Below are 19,647 nucleotides of genomic sequence, written 5' to 3' on the forward strand. Positions count from 1 at the left end.
TAGAAAGATGCCACGCCACTTTCCCTTCGGTCGGATCCCCGTCGGCCATGTGAGAGCGCTCTCTGCGCCCCGGCCCGTGGCACCCGGCCGCCCGTCCCCCCGAGTAGGCAGGTCGATGACGATCGCGAACCACGCCGGCACGGCAGGGCGCCCGCGCGCCCGTCGGAGCAGCGCCCCACGCGGCATCCCCGTAACCGGCATCCAGACCAGGGACCCCTCCCGGGCACCGCTGCCCGGCCAGCGGAAAGGAAGAGCCGCATGACGACGCCGACTGCCGGGGGCGAAGAGTCCCCGACCGGGCGGCCCCGCCGCCAGCGACTCGGCCGGGCGCTCGCGCTCGGCCTCGCGCTGACGACCGCCGTCGCCACGCCGGGCACATCCCTCGCCGCAGCCCCGCCACCGGGCGGCATCCTCGACCTCGGCCCGAACGTCACCGTCTTCGACCCCAGCATGCCCGTCGGCAGGATCCAGGCGACCCTCGACGCGGCGCACGCCGCCCAGGTCGACGACGAGATGGGTACGCGGCGCCACGCGTACCTGTTCAAGCCCGGCACGTACGGATCGGCGGAGCACCCGCTCCGGTTCAAGGTCGGCTACTACACGGAGATCGCGGGGCTGGGCGCCGCGCCCACCGACGTCGTCGTCAACGGCAAGGTCGAGGTCTACAACCGCTGCCTGACCGGCGGCGGGACGAGCAACTGCCTCGCCCTCGTCAACTTCTGGCGCACCCTGTCCAACCTCTCCATCAAGATCGACGCGGCCGGCCAGGACGGCTGCCGGGCCTCGGCCAACTTCTGGGCCGTCTCGCAGGCCGTGTCCATGCGCCGCCTCGACGTCAGCGGCGGCAACCTGTCCCTGATGGACTACTGCACCGCCGGCCCGCAGTTCGCCAGCGGAGGCTTCATCGCCGACTCCCGGCTGCCGTTCGTCACCAACGGATCGCAGCAGCAGTGGCTGACCCGCAACAGCCAGGTCGCCGGCTGGTCCAACGGAGTGTGGAACCAGGTCTTCTCCGGGGTCGTCGGCGCCCCGGACGACGCCACCTTCCCGAACCCGCCCTACACGACGCTCGACACCACCCCCCTGAGCAGGGAGAAGCCGTACCTGTTCGTCGACGAGCGGGGCAGATACCAGGTGCGCGTGCCCGCGGCGCGGAGGAACACGCGCGGCGTCTCGTGGGCCGACGGCATGACGCCGGGCCGTACGCTGCCGATCACCGACTTCTTCGTCGCGAAGCCGTCGGACCCGGTGTCGGCCATCAACGCGCAGCTCGCGCGCGGCCGGCACCTGCTGCTCACCCCCGGCGTGTACGACATCGCCCGCAGCATCAAGGTCAAGCGCCCCGACACCGTCGTCCTCGGCCTCGGACACGCCACGCTCACCGCCGTCGACGGGGCGGTCCCGCTCGACGTCGCCGACGTCCCCGGCGTCGTCGCCGCCGGTGTCACGATCGACGCGGGCCTCGACGAGTCGCCGGTGCTGCTGCGGGTGGGCAGGCGCCACGGCGGGCGGCGCAGCTCCGCGGACAACCCGACGACCCTGTCGGACGTGTACTTCCGCGTCGGCGGGCCGCACGTCGGCAGGACCGACGTCGCGCTCGAGATCAACAGCGACAACGTGCTCATCGACCACACCTGGGTGTGGCGCGGCGACCACGGCGTCGAGGGCTTCACCGACACCGAACGCTGGAACACCAACACCGGCCGCTACGGCGTCGTGATCAACGGCGACCACGTGACGGCGACGGGCCTGTTCGTCGAGCACTTCCAGCGGTACAACACCGTCTGGAACGGCGACGACGGCACGACGATCCTCTACCAGAACGAGCTGCCGTACGACCCGCCGACCCAGGCGGACTGGATGAACGGCGACGTCGAGGGCTACGCCGGCTACAAGGTCGGCGACCACGTGCGGCGGCACACCCTGCACGGCGGCGGCGTGTACGTCTTCAACCAGAACAACCCGGCCATTCACACCGAGAACGGCTTCGAGGTCCCCGAGACCCCGGGCGTCCGGCTGCACCACATCATGACGGTCAACCTCAGCGCGGGCACCATCGACCACGTCGTAAACGGCGTGGGTGAGCCGGCCGACACGACCAGGATCGGGGCCCCGGTGTACGTCGCGCGGTACCCGGCGTAGGCCCGCCACCGTCCCCGGGGCCGCAGCCGGCCAGCTCCGGCCCCGGGTTTGGCGTGCCCCGAACGGGCAAAACGGCTTCCCCGGGCAACGGCGGAGGGGAGCGTGGGGTGCCGGTGGACGTGGACCCGGGCTGCGAGCTGTGCGCCGCGGAACTGCCGGGCGGCTGGGCGCTGGCGTACTCCGACGGCGACCCGGCGGGCGAGGCGACGCGCGAGACGCTGCTGACCCTCGGCAACGGGTACCTGGCGACCCGGGGAGCGCCCCCGGAGGCGTGGTCCGACGGGGTCCACTACCCGGGCACCTATCTGGCCGGCTTCCACAACCGGCTCGCCGACCCGCACCGTCCCGACGGCGAGGACAGCATCGTCAACCTGCCGAACTGGCTGCCGTTGACGTTCCGCCCGGCCGGGGGCGACTGGCTGGCGCCGGATCGGGCGCGGCGCGAGCACGAGCACCGCGTACTGGACCTGCGTCACGGGGTCTACCTGCGCGAACTGCTGGTGGTCGACCGCCAGCAGCGCAGGACCAGGATCAGGCAGCGGCGCCTGGTGTCGATGGCCAACCCACACCTGGCGGCGGTGGAGACGATCATCGTCCCGGAGAACTGGTCGGGCCGGCTGGAGGTCAGGTCGGCCATCGACGGCGGGGTGGCCAACGCGAACGCGCCCCCGGAGGCGGGGACCTGCGGTCGGCACCTCACCGACGTCGCGAGCGGGGCGGACGGCCCGCACACGGTCTGGTTGACCGCGGCGACGACCGGCTCCCGGCAGCGCGTCGCCCTGGTCGCCCGTACCACGGTGGGCCTCGCCGACGGGCCGCGACCGCCCGCCGCGCCGGCCGTGGCGACCGGGCCGGACGAGGTGGCGCAGGTGTTCGGGGTCGACGTGGTGCCCGGGGACCGGGTGTCGGCGGAGAAGACCGTCGCGGTCTTCGCCGACCGCGACCGTGCGGAGTACGAGCCCCTGGCCGCGGCCCGGGAGGAGATTCGGCACGCCCCGGCGTTCGAGGCGCTGCTCGCCGAGCACACCGCCGCCTGGGCCCGCCTGTGGGAGCGGTTCCGGCTCGACATCGGCGAGGAGCACCCGTGGCAGTTGCCCGTGCGCGTGCAGACCTTCCACCTGCTGCAGACGCTGTCGCCGCACACGACCGACCTGGACGCGGGCGTGCCGGCGCGCGGCCTGCACGGCGAGGGCTACCACGGGCACATCTTCTGGGACGAGCTGTTCGTCTATCCGTACCTGAACCTGCGGCTGCCGGAGCTGACCCGGGCGCTGCTGGAGTACCGGCACCGGCGGCTGACGGCGGCCCGCCGGCAGGCGAGCGCCGCCGGGATGGCAGGCGCCCTGTTCCCGTGGCAGAGCGGCAGCAGCGGCCGGGACGAGAGCCCCAGCCGAAGCCGCTCCCCGGTCACGGGGGAGTGGGTGGACGACCGGACGGGACGGCAGCAGCACGTCAGCCTGGCGGTGGCGTACTGCGTGTGGCGATACTGGGAGACGACGGCGGACCTGGCCTTTCTCGCCGCCACGGGCGTCGAGCTGCTAATCGAGACGGCGCGGTTCTGGGCCGGCCTGGCCACGTACGACCCGGCCCACGACCGCTACGACATCAGGGGCGTGCTGGGGCCCGACGAGTACCACGACGGCTACCCGGGCCGCCCCGGCCAGGGGCTGGACAACTGCGCGTACGTCAACGTGATGGTGTCGTGGGTGCTGGCCCGCGCGGAGGAGGCGTACGCGATCCAGCGCCGGCACCTCGGCGCGGCCCCCTGGCGGGAGGTGGCCGTCTCCGACGACGAGCGCGGCCGGTGGGCGCACATCAGCCGCCGGCTCCGGCTGGCCTTCCTCGACGGCGGGATCCTCGCCCAGTTCGAGCGGTACGGCGACCTGGCGGAGCTGGACTGGCAGCGGTACCGGCGCCGGTACGGCGACCTGCGGCTGCTGGGGTCGCTGCTGCAGGCCGAGGGCGACGACCCGAACCGTTACAAGATCTCGAAGCAGGCCGACGTGCTGATGCTGCTGTACCTGTTCAGCGCCGACGAACTCACCGGCCTGGTGCGCCGGCTCGGCTACGACTTCGACCCGGCCCGGATTCCCGCGACCGTGGACCACTACCTGTCCCGCACGACCCACGGGTCGACCCTCAGCCGCATCGCGCACGCCTGGGTGCTGGCCCGTACCGACCGTCGGCGGTCCCTGGAGATGCTGCAGGCCGCGCTCGGCACCGACCTCACCCGCCCGGAGCACAGCTCCACGCGGGAGGGAATCCACCTCGGCGCCACCGCCGGCACACTGGACATCCTGCAACGCTGCTACACCGGCCTGGAGGTCCGCGACAACGTGCTCCGGCTCTGTCCGCTGCTGCCGGAGGCGCTCGACCACCTCTGCTGCGTCCTCCGGTACCGCAACCTGCTGATCACCCTGGACGTCGACCGCGAGCGGGTGCGGCTCTCCGCCGCCCCGGGCGCCGACCAGCCGGTGCCGGTCGCCGTCTGGGACAGGTCGCTGCTGCTGTCCCCCGGCGACACGGTCACCGTCACGCTGAACCATCCATCGTCGCGGACGGCGCAACCGTGATCGGCCGGCCCTGCCAGCCGGTACCGGACACCGACGGCAGGAGCCGGGCCCGATCGCCTACCTGTTGAGTTTCCCCGCGCCGTAGGCGGCCCCTATCAGCCCGCCGACCGCCCATGGCCACCAGCCAGGCAGCCACCCCGCCGCGGAATGGCCACCTGGGCTTTGGGCCGGATGCTCGACGAGGCGCGGGGGCTGGGCCTGGACCGGGTGCTGATCATGTGCGCAGCCGACAACATCGCCTCGGCGAAGACGATCGAGCACCACGGTGGCGTCCTTGAGGGCATCCGGGACACCAGGTTCGGCCCTGCTCGCCGCTACTGGTTCACGCTGTAGGAGTCGGGCAGCCGGGCCGGGCGCGGTCGCGCCGTCAGCTGAGACCGCGGTGGGCGGCCCACAGCGCGCCGGCGCGGCTGGCGGCTGTGTCGACCAGGGCCACCAGCTCGGGCCTGTCCGGCACGGGGAACGAGACGTACGCGCCCCGACCGCCGCCGGTCGGCCGGCCGTAGGCCTTCGCCGCGAGGCGCCCGTCCGGGAGGAGCCGGACGTTGAGCGTGGTCAGCGTGAACTCCTCACCGCGCCGGGTGTCGGTCCAGCGGAGCCCTTCCGGGATGGTGACGTTGATCGCCAGGGCGCTCACGTCGACGGCCGCGTCGTCGCTCATGGACGCATACTCCCACGCGGGTAGGCGCCCGCTCGCACCGCGATCGGTGCCGGCCCGGGTCAGCTCGCCCGGGTGGCCAGCAGGGCGGCGTTCAGGCCGGCGGGGCGTTCCCAGAGGGCCCGGGTGAGGCGGGCGTTGCTCGCGCTCCAGATCATCCTCAGGCGAGGCGCAGCGTCGCGGGACTCGACCGCCACCATGGGCCTGGCCTGCTGGTTCAACCCGGTCAGGCCGAACAGCGCGATCGGTTCGTCCGCCGGCCGTCGCGCCGCGCGCCGCTTGTCCTGCCAAACCTGGTACGCGGCCGCCAGCCGCCACGGCGCGTAGTTCTGCAACTGCTCGCACGGCGAGCCACGGCCCGCGCTTGCTGAGGTGGGTCTCGTACCCGGCGAGCGCGTCGACGGCGCTCTTGACGTAGCGGCCGTACCTGTCGCGGGGAAAGTGGCATGTTGTACCCGGGCAGCGGCGGCCGCCGAGCACCGTGGCTGCCTCTGCCGGTTGGGCTACCCCGGCGTGCAAGTGACGGGGGCAGGTCTCGAACCTGCACTGGGACCACGTTCGTCAGCTTCGGCTTCAGCTTCGGCGCCGCTTGGGCGCACCCCTGCGCTCCCACAGGGGAATCCGTGACGGCTACCCGAACAGGTGGCCGAACACCGCCCCCGATCATTCCAGCTTGGCGGGCACTCTCATCACATCTCCACGCCGTTTCCAGCCATAGTGGACCACTTTGGTCCACGGATTCAGGCTAGAGCAGAAGGTGCAAATTATGCGGCAACTCAAGACCTTGACTCGTTTCGGGTGGCGGCGGCAGCGGCGACGGCGCCCGTCGCCTCCCTCCAATATCTCCCGACCGTTTGGCGGCTGATCAGGTCGCCGGACAGTTCGGCTACCGCCTCCTGGGTGTAGGGGTGGCCGTCAGGGTTGGTCTTGTACTTCAGTCCCTGTGCCCAGGCTTTGACCCATTTGTTCATCCCCGGCGTCAGGCTTCCGTTTCCGTCGGGGTTCAGGGATACCCCGGTGGGGAGGTCTAGTGTCTCCAGGTATTCGCGTAGGGTGGTGGGGCCACCATCGCGGGGCCGCCAATTGACCACGTCCGGCCGCGGCGTGGGCAGCGACGCTGTCACCTCGTTCCACCATTCCCCGACCGTTTGTTGGTTGATCAGGTTGCCGGACAGTTCGGCTACCGCCTTCTGGGTGTAGGTGGGGCCGTCAGGGGTGGTGGGCTCGTACTGCAGGCCCTGTGCCCAGGCTTTCACCCATTTGCTCATCCCCGGCGTCAGCTTTTTCTTTCCGTTGGGGTTCAGGGATACCCCGGTGGGGAGGTTTAGTGTCTCCAGGTATTCGCGTAGGGTGGTGTGGCCACCATCGCGGGGCCGCCAATTGACCACGTCCGGCGGCGGCGCCGTTCCGACCTTTCTCCACCATTTCCCGACCGCTTGTTGGGTGATCAGGTTGCCGGACAGTTCGGCTACCGCCTCCTGCGTGTAGGGGTGGCCGTCAGGGGTGGTCTCGTACTTCAGTCCCTGTGCCCAGGCTTTCACCCATTTGTTCATCCCCAGCGTCAGATTTCCCTGTCCGTCGGCGTTCAGGGATTCCCCGGTGGGGAGGTTTAGTGTCTCCAGGTATTCGCGTAGGGTGGTGGGGCCACCATCGCGGGGCCGCCAATTGACCACGTCCGGCGGCGGCGGCGGCGCCACCTCTTCCCACCAATCCCCGACCGTTTGTTGGGTGATCAGGTTGCCGGACAGTTCGGCTACCGCCTCCTGCGTGTAGGGGTGGCCGTCAGGGTTGGTCTTGTACTTCAGTCCCTGTGCCCAGGCTTTGACCCATTCGTTCATCCCCGGCGTCAGCCTTCCCCGGCTGTCGGGGTTCAGGGATACCCCGGTCGGGAGGTTTAGTGTCTCGAGGTATTCGCGTAGGGTGGTGGGGCCACCATCGCGGGGCCGCCAATTGACCACGTCCGGCCGCGGCGGGGGCAGCGCCCTCACCTCCTTCCACCAATTCCCGACCGTTTGTTGGTTGATCAGGTTGCCGGACAGTTCGGCTACCGCCTTCTGGGTGTAGGTGGGGCCGTCAGGGGTGGTGGGCTCGTACTGCAGGCCCTGTACCCAGGCTTTCATCCACTCGTTCATCCCCGGCGTCAGCCTTCCCTTTCCGTCGGGGTTCAGGGATACCCCGGTGGGGAGGTTTAGTGTCTCCAGGTATTCGCGTAGGGTGGTGTGGCCACCATCGCGGGGCCGCCAATTGACCACGTCCGGCCGCGGCGGGGGCAGCGACGCCCTCACCTCGTTCCACCAAGTCCCGACCGTTCGGCGGCTGGTCAGGTTGCCGGACAGTTCGGCTACCGCCTCCTGGGTGTAGGGGTGGCCGTCAGGGTTGGTCTCGTACTTCAGTCCCTGTGCCCAGGCTTTGACCCATTTGTTCATCCCCGGCGTCAGCCTTCCCTTTCCGTCGGGGTTCAGGGATACCCCGGTGGGGAGGTTTAGTGTCTCCAGGTATTTGCGTAGGGTGGTGTGGCCACCATCGCGGGGCCGCCAATTGACCACGTCCGGCCGCGGCGGGGGCAGCGACGCCGTCACCTCGTTCCACCATTCCCCGACCGTTGCTTGGGCGATCAGGTTGCCGGACAGTTCGGCTACCGCCTTCTGGGTGTAGGGGGGGCCGTCAGGGGTGGTGGACTCGTACTGCAGGCCCTGTACCCAGGCTTTCACCCACTTTTTCATCCTCGGCGTCAGATTTCCCTTTCCGTCGGGGTTCAGGGATACCCCGGTGGGGAGGTTTAGTGTCTCCAGGTATTCGCGCAGGGTGGTGTGGCCACCATCGCGGGGCCGCCAATTTACCACGTCCGGCCGCGGCGGGGGCAGCCACGCCGTCACCTCGTTCCACCATTCCCCGACCGTTTGTTGGTTGATCAGGTTGCCGGACAGTTCGGCTACCGCCTTCTGGGTGTAGGTGGGGCCGTCAGGGGTGGTGGGCTCGTACTGCAGGCCCTGTACCCAGGCTTTCACCCACTTTTTCATCCCCGGCGTCAGCCTTCCCCGGCTGTCGGGGTTCAGGGATACCCCGGTGGGGAGGTTTAGTGTCTCCAGGTATTCGCGTAGGGTGGTGGGGCCACCATCGCCGGGCCGCCAATTGACCACGTCCGGCCGCGGCGGCGGCACCACCTCTTCCCACCATTTCCCGACCGTTCCGTGGGTGATCAGGTTGCCGGACAGTTCGGCTACCGCCTTCTGGGTGTAGGGGGGGCCGTCAGGGGTGGTGGGCTCGTACTGCAGGCCCTGTACCCAGGCTTTCACCCATTTGTTCATCCCCGGCGTCAGCCTTTTTTGTCCGTTGGGGTTCAGGGATACCCCGGTGGGGAGGTTTAGTGTCTCCAGGTATTCGCGCAGGGTGGTGGGGCCACCATCGCCGGGCCGCCACTTGACCACGTGCTGTGGCGGTTCTGGTAGTGATGCTGCGGGTGCGGGTGCGGGTGCGGGTGCGGGTGCGGGTGCGGGTGGCTGTGGTAAAGGGTGCGGGATTGCCGGTCGGGCTGTAGAGGACGGTATCAATGCCTCCGGGTGCAGAGACGCCGGGTCGGGCATGATCGTGGTGTCGGAGAGGTCCAGTGCGACCATCCTCGGGTACGAGGGCGCAGAACCATAGTTGTCGTGAAATAGGGATCCGGCCGAGGCCAGGATGATGTTGACCTCGTACACCTCGGACATTAGGCGTAGCAGCGCCTCCTTCAGGTGCGGAGCAGACGTCCCGTGCGCGTCGAGAGCCTGCCGCAGCGTCGCCACGTCTGCCGGGGACAAACCGTTCCTTTCAGCGAAGTCGGTTCGGTCGATCAGGGGATCGAACTCCACCCGCAGACGATGGCGCACATCCCCAGCTCCTCGCATCCGTGTCCGCTCATCCTCACCCGTCGCGAACCCAAGCCCCATCGCCCGCGAGAATCGCGTGAACAACCGGTCCCACTCGCCTGACCGCAGCAACCCGGCCGGCACGGAAGGAAACGGAACAGGAGCGGGAACAGGCGACAGATCCACCCCTTCCAGACCCGGGTCCGGCATCAATAGATCCCCCGACGTGGATGCCGGGTAAAGAAGGGCCGGGTCAAGAAGGGCCGGGTCAAGTGAAGTCAGGTCGTAGGTTTGCGCATTCCACTCAACCGGTGCGGTCGCGTCGTTTCCCACCATCGGCGGCGTCCATGCGACATCCATTCCGGATACCCCGTGCGGCGGATACGAAGAGTCGTCCTGATCGGTACCCCCCGGCGCCCAGTCTTCATCGATGGTCGGCGTGCCCATCCGATCCAGGCCCAGGTCCGGCATCAATAGATCCCCCGACGTGGATGCCGGGTCAAGAAGGGCCGGGTCAAGAAGGGCCGGGTCAAGAAGGGCCGGGTCAAGTGAAGTCAGGTCGTAGGTTTGCGCATTCCACTCAACCGGTGCGGTCGCGTCGTTTCCCACCATCGGCGGCGTCCATGCGACATCCATCCCGGATACCCCGTGCGGCGGATACGAAGAGTCGTCCTGATCGGTACCCCCCGGCGCCCAGTCTTCATCGATGGTCGGCGTGCCCATCCGATCCAGGCCCAGGTCCGGCATCAATAGATCCCCCGACGTGGATGCCGGGTCAAGAAGGGCCGGGTCAAGAAGGGCCGGGTCAAGAAGGGCCGGGTCAAGTGAAGTCAGGTCGTAGGTTTGCGCATTCCACTCAACCGGTGCGGTCGCGTCGTTTCCCACCATCGGCGGCGTCCATGCGACATCCATTCCGGACACCCCGTGCGGCGGATACGAAGAGTCGTCCTGATCGGTACCCCCCGGCGCCCAGTCTTCATCGATGACCGGCGTGCCCATCCGACCCGGGCCCAGGTCCATCACGTCCTGGAATGCCTGGTCAATAAGCGCCAGGTCAATACCAGACAGACCGTCATTCTCCGCTGGACCGGATGGCTGCCCGAGGGAGGGGTCGGGGGAGGTGGTGTCTGCCCGCATCGCCTGGGACGGGCCGCGGGGTGGGGTGGTGGAGGCGAGCAGGGCCGCGCTGACGTCGGCGCCGGTCGTGGTCGGCCCCGGGTGGCCGGCGGTCTGGCCGGGCAGCAGATCCGCGATCGTGGCGGGCCGCCCGGCCCCGTCGAACGCCGCCAGCAGGGTACTCGATGCGAACAGGTGTCGCAGCCACGGATCACGTATCGCATCGTTCGGCTCGGGTCGGTCGACGCTGCCGGGGGCCAGAGAGTCCCGCACCTGGATTCTCGGCAGCCCGGACTTCTGCGGCTGGCTGTAGAGGGCGAACACGTGCTGCGGTTCGTTCGGTGGCGCGGCCCTGACCACGACCATCGATCCTGGCGCCGTCCGCAACGCGGCCAGCACGTCCTCTCCTGAGACCCCGTCGGGGTGGGCGACACGCTCGGGTACCGTGTCGAGGATCTCCATCAGTTGCGGCCAACCCATGGTGGGCGCGAGCCGACCATCCGGCCCGATGATCCGGTCGTCGAACACCGCACGGTTACCCAACCGCCCGTACACGGCGGTGAACTCATCAAGAGTGCCCGCCACGCACCACCACGAGTCACCGCTGTTGCCAGCAGACGCCTGCGCCCGGGCGACCCACCCGGCGACCGGCTTTCCAGACTCGATCATCGCCGCCGCCGGCCCGGTTTCCGCGACGGCCGGCTCACCGCCGCCGGCGTCGCCACTGATCGGCGCGTCCGGCAAGGAGACGTCACTGGTCGTACTTGTGTGGCTGAAGCGGTCGCGGTCGAACATGTCATCGCTGAAGACAGACATGTCACTGACCGACGCCGTGTCACTGGCACCGTCACTGGCGTGGATCGGCGTGCCATCGGCACTGGGGGTACTGGGCGTGGCGTTGCCGGTGGCCTGGGCGAGTACCTGGTGGTATCCGTCGACCCAGTCCCGTTTGAAGGGTCCGGCGAGGGCGTCGTGGCTGCCCGGGGCGACGTCGTACTTGCGGGCCAGGGCGGTGAACTGGGTTTCTGCCAGCCTGGTCGCTGTTGCGGTGTGCTGCTCGGAAGTCACCGGCACTGGCAGCGCGTCGGTACGCCGGTGTGCCGAGGCGTCCGTGCCGGAAGGGGTGGTGTCCGGTGCGGTGGTGTGTGGTGCGGTGGTGTCGGGGATGGCCGCGGCCGTGACCCGGGCGGGCAGGTCGGTGACCGCCTGCCGGACCACGTCCGCCACGGTGCTCACCTGTGCGGCGTCGGGCCTGGCCACCGCAGCCGGCGGCACGGCCACTGGTGCGGTCAGTGGTGCGGCGGGTAGGGGGGTGGCGCCGAGGATCGCGTCGAGGCTCCGGTCCACATGGGCCCGCACCTCCCGCTCGACTGCGGCGCGCACGACCTCCGACTGCGGTGTCGCCGCCCCGGAACCCCCGGCACGCCAGCCGCCCCCGGCACGCCAGCGGCCCCCGGCGCGCCAGCAGCCCCTGGCGGGACGACGCCCCCTGGCGGGACGACGCCGCCTGGCAGGGGGCGGTCGCCGGTGTGCCCGTGGTGAAGTGCTGGTCGAGGTGGTGCTGGACGGCCAGGTGCGCGATCGAACGCAACGCCTGCCGGTCGAACTCCCCGGGCAGCGCGGCGACAACCTGCTCCGGGCGTACCGCCGCCGGGATCTGCCCACCCGCCGGGACCTGCCCCGCGAGGGTTTCGGTGATCCGGGCGACCGCCCGGTCCCGGACACCGAACAGGAACTGGTCGGTGAGGGCGGTGGCGGGCAGACCGACCTGAGACAGGAAAACGGGGACGGCCGGGTCGTTCTGCCGGGCGTCGGCCCACTCGGTGAACACCTGCTCGACCGGCACGGGCAGCCCGGCCAGGAACTGCCGCGCCTGCCCCGTCCCGGCCAACAACCCACCGTAGTGGTCCGCCAGTTCCTGCTGGAACCGCTGCCACTGCTTCACCACCGGCCCACCCGCTGCCGCGACCCACGCCGGCACCGGCGCAGCCGGCACCGACCACGACGGCACCGACCACGACGGCACCGACCACGACGGCACCGACAGATCCAGGTGCGGCGCGGGCAGGTCCAGCTTCGGCGCGGGCAGGTTCGACGCCGGCAGCAGCAGCAGCAGCGGCGGGGGCGGCGGGGTCTGCGCGCCGGTCACCGCAGGCTTCGGGTCGTCGACCCCAGCCTGATACCCGGCGGACGTGTCCCCACCCACCGGTGTCGGCCCCACCGGCATGACCGGCCTACCGTCCGACGTGAGACCGATGTGAGGCACCTGCACCCGGGGCCGATTCATGGCGCGACCGGCCGCGGCCCCGGCCGCGGCCGCGACCGATCCCCCTGCCCCCGACAACGCCCCGGACATGAGGTCCGCACCAAGATTAATGGGGTCGTAGTACCCCTCGACCATCAAGCTGGCGCCGATACCGAACAGCCCCTCCCCGAGGGTCTCCGTCACCGGCCGCGACAGCACATCGGTCAGCAGATTCTTGGTGGCATCCGACACGGCGAGCTTGCCGACCGCGCCCGCGACAACGCCAGCGGCCCTGCCCAACGCCGGCCCGCCCACCGTGGTCAGGAACGCCGCCGCCCCCGCGAACGCCGCCTGCTTACCGATCGTCGACCAGTTCACCCCGGGCTGCAGACCGTCGGTCATCATCGACACCTCGGCCAGCAGCGCAGAACCCGGCATGAACAACATCTGCATAGCCGTGCCGCTCGCCGCCGACCGCACCAACGCCGAACGCAGGATCGCCTGAATGATCGTCCGCGTCTGGGCGATGTGCGCCGCCGCCCCCACGGGATTCCAGAACCACATCGCCGCGGCGACGGCGAACTCGGCAATCATGAAGTTGAACATGGCCAACGCCGTACGCTTGCCGACCTCCGTCTCCACGAAGAACTTCTTCTCCGCCTCGACCACGGCGAGCATCAGGTCAGCCGTCTCGGCCATCTTCCTCACAAACGGAGCCGTCTGCGCCACGAACCGGTCGAAGGCCTCACCCTCCCCCGCCTGCCGGACCGCCCTGATCGTCTGCTCCAGCAACGGACCCAGCACCGTACGCACCCGACCCGCCAGCGTTTCCAACGCGCCGATGTCATCCCGCAACAACGGCAGCTCCGCCCGGGACACCCTCATCCCGGTGAACTTTTCCAAAGCCTGCAACGCGCTCTCGTTGAGCTCAAGGGTCGGAACGGCGGCGGCCAACGCGCAACGCTCCCCTTCCTGCCCCGAAACAGGGGCACCCAGCGCGGATCAGTCAGCCGCGCAGACCGCCCACCCCAGCCCCCGACCACCTCGTCGACGATGGCCTCGGCACCGCCCTGCGCCCGGCGGCCAAAACCCCAACACCTCGCCCCACGATCCGACCGACGCCTCCACCGCCACCACAGACGTAGATCACCTTCCGCTATGCGCCCCTCACAGTAGGCTAACCGTGGACGGAGGGCGGCGGCGACCCGAGCCCCTCCCGCCCTCGCCGGTCGATTGCGTCGGCGAGCGTCGGGGTTTCGAGAGGCTACGGGCCAGCGCGACGACATTGGAGCCGAGCCGATGGGCGTACCAGGTCACGCCATGAATGCACCCTGTGTCCGTGCGGGCAGTGGCAGTGGCACCGTCGAACGCCGCCACCAGGCGATTGTCGACCCGGGTTTGTCCACTGTGATTCGGCGTATCGGCGTCCGGGGGGCTTTGATCCCTCGTCGTCCGCGTCGGCTTGACCGTTTCGTCCCCATGGTTTGGCGCAGGGATGCCGCGCGTCGCTGCGGCGCTGGCCAGGATCATCGAGCCGACCAGCAAGCTCGACTCGGTGTGGCCGGCGAACCGTCGCGAAAAGCGGTTCATCGTCCGGCGTTCACGAAGGTGACTATCTCGTCGAGCCCGGGACGGTAGCCGTGGCTGGTGTCCACCTCGATCTCGGGCACGTCGAGCCGGACGGGCTGGAAGCCGTGGTGTCCGACGGCATGGGTCTGGCGGTCGCCGAGGTACGCGTCGGCGTGGGCACGCCGGGTCGCGTTCTCGCCCTGCCGTCGCTGGATGCGGTCGAGGGCCGTCGGTGCGCCGACCCGGCAGTGCACGACCCGGATGTCGGCGATCCCGAGGAACGGCTGCAGGCCGGGGCGCCAGAGGCGGTCCTGGAAGGCCGCCTCGGCGACCGTGGTGACGCCTGCGGTGAGGAGCACCTGCAGCACGTTGAAGAACGTGGGCAGGGTCCGCAGGGTCAGTTCGTCGCTCGGTCCGGCGGTGAACTCGCCGGCCGCGTGGACCATCCCCTCCTTGATCTCATCCCGGCAGATCGCCGGACAACCGATCCGTCGGGCGAGCAGGTGGGCGAGGGTCGTCTTGCCAACGCCTGACGGTCCGCTGACGACGACAAGCGTCGGGGTCGTACCCATCGCCTTGTTATACATCGCTCGACTAATTGCGTTGTTGTGGTGCTGGCCCGCGCCTACGGTGTGCTGATGCTCTCGCGACTGCTGGCAGTGACCATCGACGCGCACGACGCGGCCCGCCTGGCTCGGTTCTGGGCCGGCGTGCTCGGCCGGGAGGTTGTCGAGGACGCCGGCGGCGCTCTCCTGCCGGGCGATGACGCCCAGCTCAGCCTCCGGTTCGTCCCGAGCCGCGCGGAGAAGGTGGGGCTGAACCGCATGCACTTCCACCTGACCAGTGCCAGCCCCGAGGACCAGCAGCACAAGGTGGCGACGGCGCTGGGGCTCGGCGCCGGCCACCTCGACGTCGGGCAGCGCCCCGAGGAGGGTCACGTCGTTCTGGCCGACCCGGAGGGCAACGAGTTCTGCGTGATCGAGCCGGGCAACGGCTTTCTCGCCGGGTGCGGCCTGCTCGGCGAGCTCGCCTGCGACGGCACCCGGGAGGTCGGCCTCTTCTGGAGCGAGGCGCTGGGCTGGCCGCTGGTGTGGGACCAGGATCAGGAGACCGCGATCCAGTCACCGCACGGCGGCACGAAGGTCGCGTGGGGAGGCCCGCCCGTGGCCCCGAAAGAGGGGCGGAACCGGCAGCGCTTCGACCTCGCCCCGGTCGGCAGTGACCAGCAGGCGGAGGTCGACCGGCTGATCTCCGTCGGAGCGACTCAGCTCGAGGTCGGTGAGGACGGCACCGTTGTGCTGGCCGATCCCGACGGCAACGAGTTCTGCGTCAGAGGGAACTGACCACAGCGCGGCTGGATTGCCCGGTGAGCCAGGGCGGCTCGCTGCCGGACCGCGTCCCTCCGCGCGCCGTCCGCCGCGGTTCATCCCACCAGCCGGACACCCCGGCACCACCGAGGGCCGGTTGAATGCGACGATCAGCCATCTCCACCTCGAAGGCGCACTCGGCGACATCACCCGCCAGCACGGCGGCATCCAGCCGGATCTTGGACACTTGTCGTTCGCGTCGAACGGTAAGTGTCCAAGAATGCGGGCCGGTCGACGCCATTGTGGCCGCCGCGAACGACTCACTGCTCGGCGGTGGCGGGGTCGACGGCGCGATTCGCCGGACGGCCGGGCCCCGACTGGCGCAGGCCGGCTCGGCGATCGCGCCGTGCGACCTCGGCGACGCCAAGGCGGCCCCGGCTTTCGACCTCGACCCGCCGGTACGGCACATCATCCACACCGTCGGCCCCGGTCTGGGAGGGCGGCAGCTACGGCGAGGCGGAGGTGTTGGCCTCCTACTACCGCCGCAGCCTGCAGGTGGCCGACGAGCTCCGGGCGCGGACGGTCGCCTTCCCGGCCATCGCCACAGGTGTCTACGGGTTCCCGCCCGACGAAGCCGCCCGCATCGCCGTCGACACGGTCCGTTCAACGCCCACGGCCGTCACCCGAATATTTGTTGGACCGTCGGTCCGTACGACCTCGTGGCCGTCGTCGAGGCGCCCGACGGACGAAACCGCCACCGCGGTGCTCCTGCACCTCGGCGGGGCGGGCAACGTCCGTACCGCGACCCTGCGAGCCTTCGGTCGAGAGGATGCTCCCGCCACAGTCGTCACATCGCCGGGTTACCGCGGTGGTGAACGGATGCTGACCGGCAGCCGTGCTCGATGTGAGACCCCGTCCACGTAGGTCAGGTGACATACGATGACCTGGTACGACCAATCCCAACGGGAAGCCCGCGGCCGCGGATACGCTGCCCGGCACCCGTCCTCCCCCCTCCGGATGCAGACCCGCTCACCAGTCACGCAACGAACCAAGGCGGCGCGACGGGGTGCGGTTTTTCTCGTCGTCAGCTTCCTGGCGCCCCTGGCGGTACTCGGCGTGTGCATGGCCAGCGTCGGCGACAGGGGCAAGGGCGATCTCGGGCGCGTCGAGCGGCAGGAGTACCTATGGACCGGAGATAGCGACCTTTCCTCCGAGTCGACCGTCGACCCGGCGGACTCGGCAGCACTTCTCGCCCCCACCGCCGCCGGGCCTTCGGATACGCCACCGAAGGCCGACGGCGGTACCACCCCCGCCGGCCCCGTCCCGACGCCGACTGCCGCAGGGTGCGGCACCACCGGCGCCCCGACCGACCGCACAGCCGATACTGCTCGACAACTTCCACGGTAATCCGGCATGGACCGACGGTCACGGCCGCAACGATCTGGGAAAGACCACCGGGTGTGAGGGGTTCGCCCGTTGCGCGGTCACGGGTGGGGCGCTCTTGGCTCAGGTACGAGGACAACGGCTGGTTCGGGAGCTACGTCGACCGCAGCCTGACCGACTACACGCACCTGGTGTTGCGGATCCGGGGAGAGCGCGGCGGCGAGGAGTCCGACATCCGGCTCACTCTCGGCGGCGTTCGATCCGGACTGACCGGTCTCACCCTCGCCGGCGACAATCGGACCATCACCACCGGCTGCCAGGACCTGCGCATTCCGCTGGCGGCAAACCGTGTCAACCGCACCACCCCAGGTGAGCTCCATCTCGATTTCTGGCACGGCGGCAGCAGCACGGTTCATGCGGCCGGGCTTGGTCGTGTACGGACGTGGAGCCCCGCACCTGTGGCCTGCGAAGCGTCAACCACCCGGCGTGCCGCATGAGCGCCGCCAGGAATCTGCCCTCTTCAGGGGGCAGAGGAAGTCAAGGCAGCCGGTCCTCCAGGCTCCTCACCGTCGGCGTGGGTGGCGCGACCGCGTCGTACAACTGCGACCCATCGGCCGGCTGGTCGCCGTGACCGTCAGCGGCGTGGTCATCGAGCGCAACGGCTACGACGTGAAGGCCCCCAGCGTCACGCTGGGGGCCTTCACGCGTTCCGGACAGATCAGCCCACGGGGCCGATCTCCTTGGCCAAGCCGACGAACGCCCGCCACGACCGCGGGCCGAAGTGGAGGGTGCCGCCGTCGCGGTCCTTGGTGTCGCGCACCAGCACCACGCCCGGCAGGTTGTCGGCCACCTCGACGCAGGACCCGCCGTTGCCGCCGGACTTCGTCGACTTCCGCCACTGAGGGGTCAGCACGTCCATGACTTCGTCACTTCCTTGATCAGCTCGATTGACTGCCGGCGGGGGAGCGCCTCGTTCCGCACGATCTCCCACGTCCTTGCCAGCTTAGCGACATCCACGGGGGCATCGACGATCTCCACCTTGAGCTGGTTGTCGGCATGCGCGACGCGCGCGCCGTCCGGCAGGTCGGCGATGATGAACTGCCCAGCCAGCCCGAGGTACATCCCCGCGTCGACCGGCACGACGTGCACCTGGACGTGCTCCCGGGCCGCCAGCGCGAGCAGGTGCTCGCACTGCTCCGCCATGAGGCCCGGCTGGTCGAGCACGGGCCGGCGCAGTATCCCTTCGTCCAGTACGGCGATGAGCTGCGGGGGCTTCTCGCTGGTCAGGATGGCCTGGCGCTCCAGCCGGGACGCCACGATCCGCTCGACCTCGTCGGCGTCGAAGCGGCCGCCGGCGAGGGTGGCGCGGGCGTACCGCTCGGTCTGGAGCAGACCGGGGACGTACGCCAGCTCGAACCACCGCAGGGTGGTCGCCTCGCGCTCGAACTGGATCCACTCGCGCAGCCAGGTCGGCGTCACGTCCAGCTTGGCCAGGTCGCGCAGCATCCGCATGAACCGGCCCTCCCGGCCGGGCTGGTACGCGGGATCGTGCGCGCGGTCGACGGCCTCCATGTACTCCTTCGTCGGCGGACGTCCACCCGTCTCCACGGAGCTGACATGGGAGCCGGAGTAGCCGATGGTCCGGCCGAACTCCTCCTGACTCAGTCCGAGCGACGCTCGGAGCAGCCGAAGTTCGTTGAGCACGTAGTCGCTGGCGGTCGCCATCACTTCCCCAATTCCTGCTCGATGTTGCCGGCGAGACTTGCAGGAGCGCCCATCCGCCCTTCCGACCTGCGCGGATGCGACGCGCGCGTTCCGACAGTAGCGGCGTCCTAAGCAGACTGTCACGTATGCGGACCCGCTACACGCCGAGAGATGGCTGAGGCGGACTCCGTCCCGGGGGCCGTCCCGGTTTTCCCAGTGCGGGGCGGCCCCTTTCCAGCCAACCGAGGAGGTCGATGTGCGTATCCACTGGTTCCGCTGCCGAACGAAGGCCCTGCCGTCGCTGCCCAGGCGGCAGCGCGGCAGGAACCTGCCGAACTGGATGACGCAGTCGACCGACGTCTTCCCGACCAGCGACCCCGGCCGCGCCGGCCGGCTCACCCCGGCGCAGCAGTGGCGGGCGAACGGCGGGCGGCACTCGTGAGGGCCCGCCTGCCCGCCGTCGTCCGCGTCGCCGACCACCACGCGGCCGGCCCGCACTGGATCTGCGCGGCGTGCGCGCAGCCCTGGCCTTGCCCGACGTGGACGAACCTACCTATCGACGCCGCCCTGCGTCGGGCGCTCCTGCCCGGCTTCAGCCTGCTGACCCGACAGGCCATCCGCGACCTGCGCGGCCGGCCCGAAGGCCCCGAACCGCCCGAGATCGTCAAACGTTTCCTGTGGTTCCTGCCCCTGACCGACGAAGAGGCACGCGCCGTCGCACGGAGGCTGCGCTGATGGCCCGGGCGACAATCCCGCACACCCCCATGCGCCCGCTGTGGCGGTGCCGCAACTGCGGCGCCGAGTGGCCCTGCCAACCCGCCCGACTGTCCCTGCTCAGCGAGTACCGCGGCAACCGCACCGCGCTCGTCATCTACCTGAGCACCCTCATGGCCGAGGCCCGCGACCAGTTCGCCCAACTCCACGACCAGGCGGTACCACCGGACCTGACCGACCGCTTCCTCACCTGGGCGCGAGCCCGGGGCTGAGAGCCGACGGCCGAAAACCTTGCTCCCACCCGAAACGAGTGGGGCCCGGTGCAGCCGGCGGCAACCAGCGGCACCGGGCCCCACTCACCCGCCCAATGCGTCGTCGCGCGCAACGGCCC

General features: G+C 70.0%; 14 protein-coding genes and 1 pseudogene. 9 read left to right on the plus strand and 6 right to left on the minus strand.

Translation table 11 applies throughout. The annotated features are described in order from the left end of the window. Positions 1-258 precede the first annotated feature (258 nt). From JD77_RS25390 to JD77_RS25400, 3 genes are all read left to right on the plus strand, one after another. A complete protein-coding gene (locus JD77_RS25390; protein WP_246140936.1) occupies positions 259-2,142 on the plus strand; it encodes an adenylyl cyclase in 1,884 nt (627 codons plus the stop codon). Positions 2,143-2,249: 107 nt separating this feature from the next. After that, complete coding sequence (locus tag JD77_RS25395; protein WP_246140938.1) at positions 2,250-4,715, plus strand: glycoside hydrolase family 65 protein; 2,466 nt, start codon at positions 2,250-2,252, stop codon at positions 4,713-4,715. A gap of 147 nt (positions 4,716-4,862) precedes the next feature. Continuing rightward, on the plus strand, positions 4,863-5,048 hold the full coding sequence (locus tag JD77_RS25400) for a GNAT family N-acetyltransferase (protein ID WP_211372670.1): 186 nt from the start codon (positions 4,863-4,865) through the stop codon (positions 5,046-5,048). Positions 5,049-5,082: 34 nt separating this feature from the next. On the opposite strand, the gene JD77_RS25405 is transcribed toward JD77_RS25400, so the two are convergent. The 4 genes from JD77_RS25405 to JD77_RS25435 all read right to left on the minus strand — a co-directional run bounded on the left by JD77_RS25405 (position 5,083) and on the right by JD77_RS25435 (position 14,720). Next, the gene (locus JD77_RS25405; RefSeq protein ID WP_145776480.1) at positions 5,083-5,376 is read right to left on the minus strand and encodes a hypothetical protein; all 294 of its coding nucleotides are present in this window, start codon (positions 5,374-5,376) and stop codon (positions 5,083-5,085) included. 59 nt (positions 5,377-5,435) lie between these two features. Beyond that, positions 5,436-5,708, minus strand: coding sequence for a hypothetical protein (locus JD77_RS25410; RefSeq protein ID WP_145776481.1), 273 nt, complete (start codon positions 5,706-5,708; stop codon positions 5,436-5,438). 441 nt (positions 5,709-6,149) lie between these two features. Beyond that, entirely contained in the window at positions 6,150-11,570 is a 5,421-nt protein-coding gene (locus JD77_RS32485; protein ID WP_211372671.1) for a hypothetical protein, read from the minus strand. Positions 11,571-14,165: 2,595 nt separating this feature from the next. Continuing rightward, positions 14,166-14,720, minus strand: a complete 555-nt coding sequence (locus tag JD77_RS25435; RefSeq protein WP_145776486.1) for a P-loop nucleotide/nucleoside kinase family protein — start codon at positions 14,718-14,720, stop codon at positions 14,166-14,168. A 66-nt stretch (positions 14,721-14,786) separates the two neighbouring features. Between JD77_RS25435 and JD77_RS25440 the strand changes: the two genes are divergently transcribed. From JD77_RS25440 to JD77_RS25450, 3 genes and pseudogenes are all read left to right on the plus strand, one after another. After that, on the plus strand, positions 14,787-15,491 hold the full coding sequence (locus tag JD77_RS25440) for a VOC family protein (protein ID WP_145776487.1): 705 nt from the start codon (positions 14,787-14,789) through the stop codon (positions 15,489-15,491). 203 nt (positions 15,492-15,694) lie between these two features. Then, a pseudogene (locus tag JD77_RS25445) lies at positions 15,695-16,145 on the plus strand (macro domain-containing protein); the annotation flags it as partial. A gap of 800 nt (positions 16,146-16,945) precedes the next feature. Next, complete coding sequence (locus JD77_RS25450; RefSeq protein ID WP_145776488.1) at positions 16,946-17,335, plus strand: hypothetical protein; 390 nt, start codon at positions 16,946-16,948, stop codon at positions 17,333-17,335. Between the two features lie 221 nt (positions 17,336-17,556). Here the strand turns inward: JD77_RS25450 and JD77_RS25455 are convergent, their stop codons facing one another. Beyond that, entirely contained in the window at positions 17,557-17,757 is a 201-nt protein-coding gene (locus tag JD77_RS25455; RefSeq protein WP_145776489.1) for a DUF397 domain-containing protein, read from the minus strand. Continuing rightward, entirely contained in the window at positions 17,745-18,563 is an 819-nt protein-coding gene (locus tag JD77_RS25460) for a helix-turn-helix domain-containing protein (RefSeq protein ID WP_145776490.1), read from the minus strand. Before JD77_RS25460 ends, JD77_RS25455 begins: the two co-directional genes overlap by 13 nt. Before the next feature lie 235 nt (positions 18,564-18,798). On the opposite strand from JD77_RS25460, the gene JD77_RS25465 reads away from it, so the two are divergent. The 3 genes from JD77_RS25465 to JD77_RS25475 are packed head-to-tail and all read left to right on the plus strand — an operon-like array spanning position 18,799 to position 19,528. Next, positions 18,799-18,984 carry a hypothetical protein gene (locus JD77_RS25465; RefSeq protein WP_145776491.1) on the plus strand — a complete coding sequence of 62 codons (186 nt, stop codon included), beginning with the start codon at positions 18,799-18,801 and terminating at the stop codon, positions 18,982-18,984. Continuing rightward, complete coding sequence (locus JD77_RS25470; RefSeq protein ID WP_145776492.1) at positions 18,981-19,277, plus strand: hypothetical protein; 297 nt, start codon at positions 18,981-18,983, stop codon at positions 19,275-19,277. The genes JD77_RS25465 and JD77_RS25470 overlap by 4 nt, the downstream gene beginning before the upstream one ends. Beyond that, a complete protein-coding gene (locus JD77_RS25475) occupies positions 19,277-19,528 on the plus strand; it encodes a flavin reductase (protein WP_145776493.1) in 252 nt (83 codons plus the stop codon). The genes JD77_RS25470 and JD77_RS25475 overlap by 1 nt, the downstream gene beginning before the upstream one ends. Positions 19,529-19,647: the final 119 nt, after the last annotated feature.

This window comes from Micromonospora olivasterospora (assembly GCF_007830265.1).
GTDB classification, from domain to species: domain Bacteria; phylum Actinomycetota; class Actinomycetes; order Mycobacteriales; family Micromonosporaceae; genus Micromonospora; species Micromonospora olivasterospora.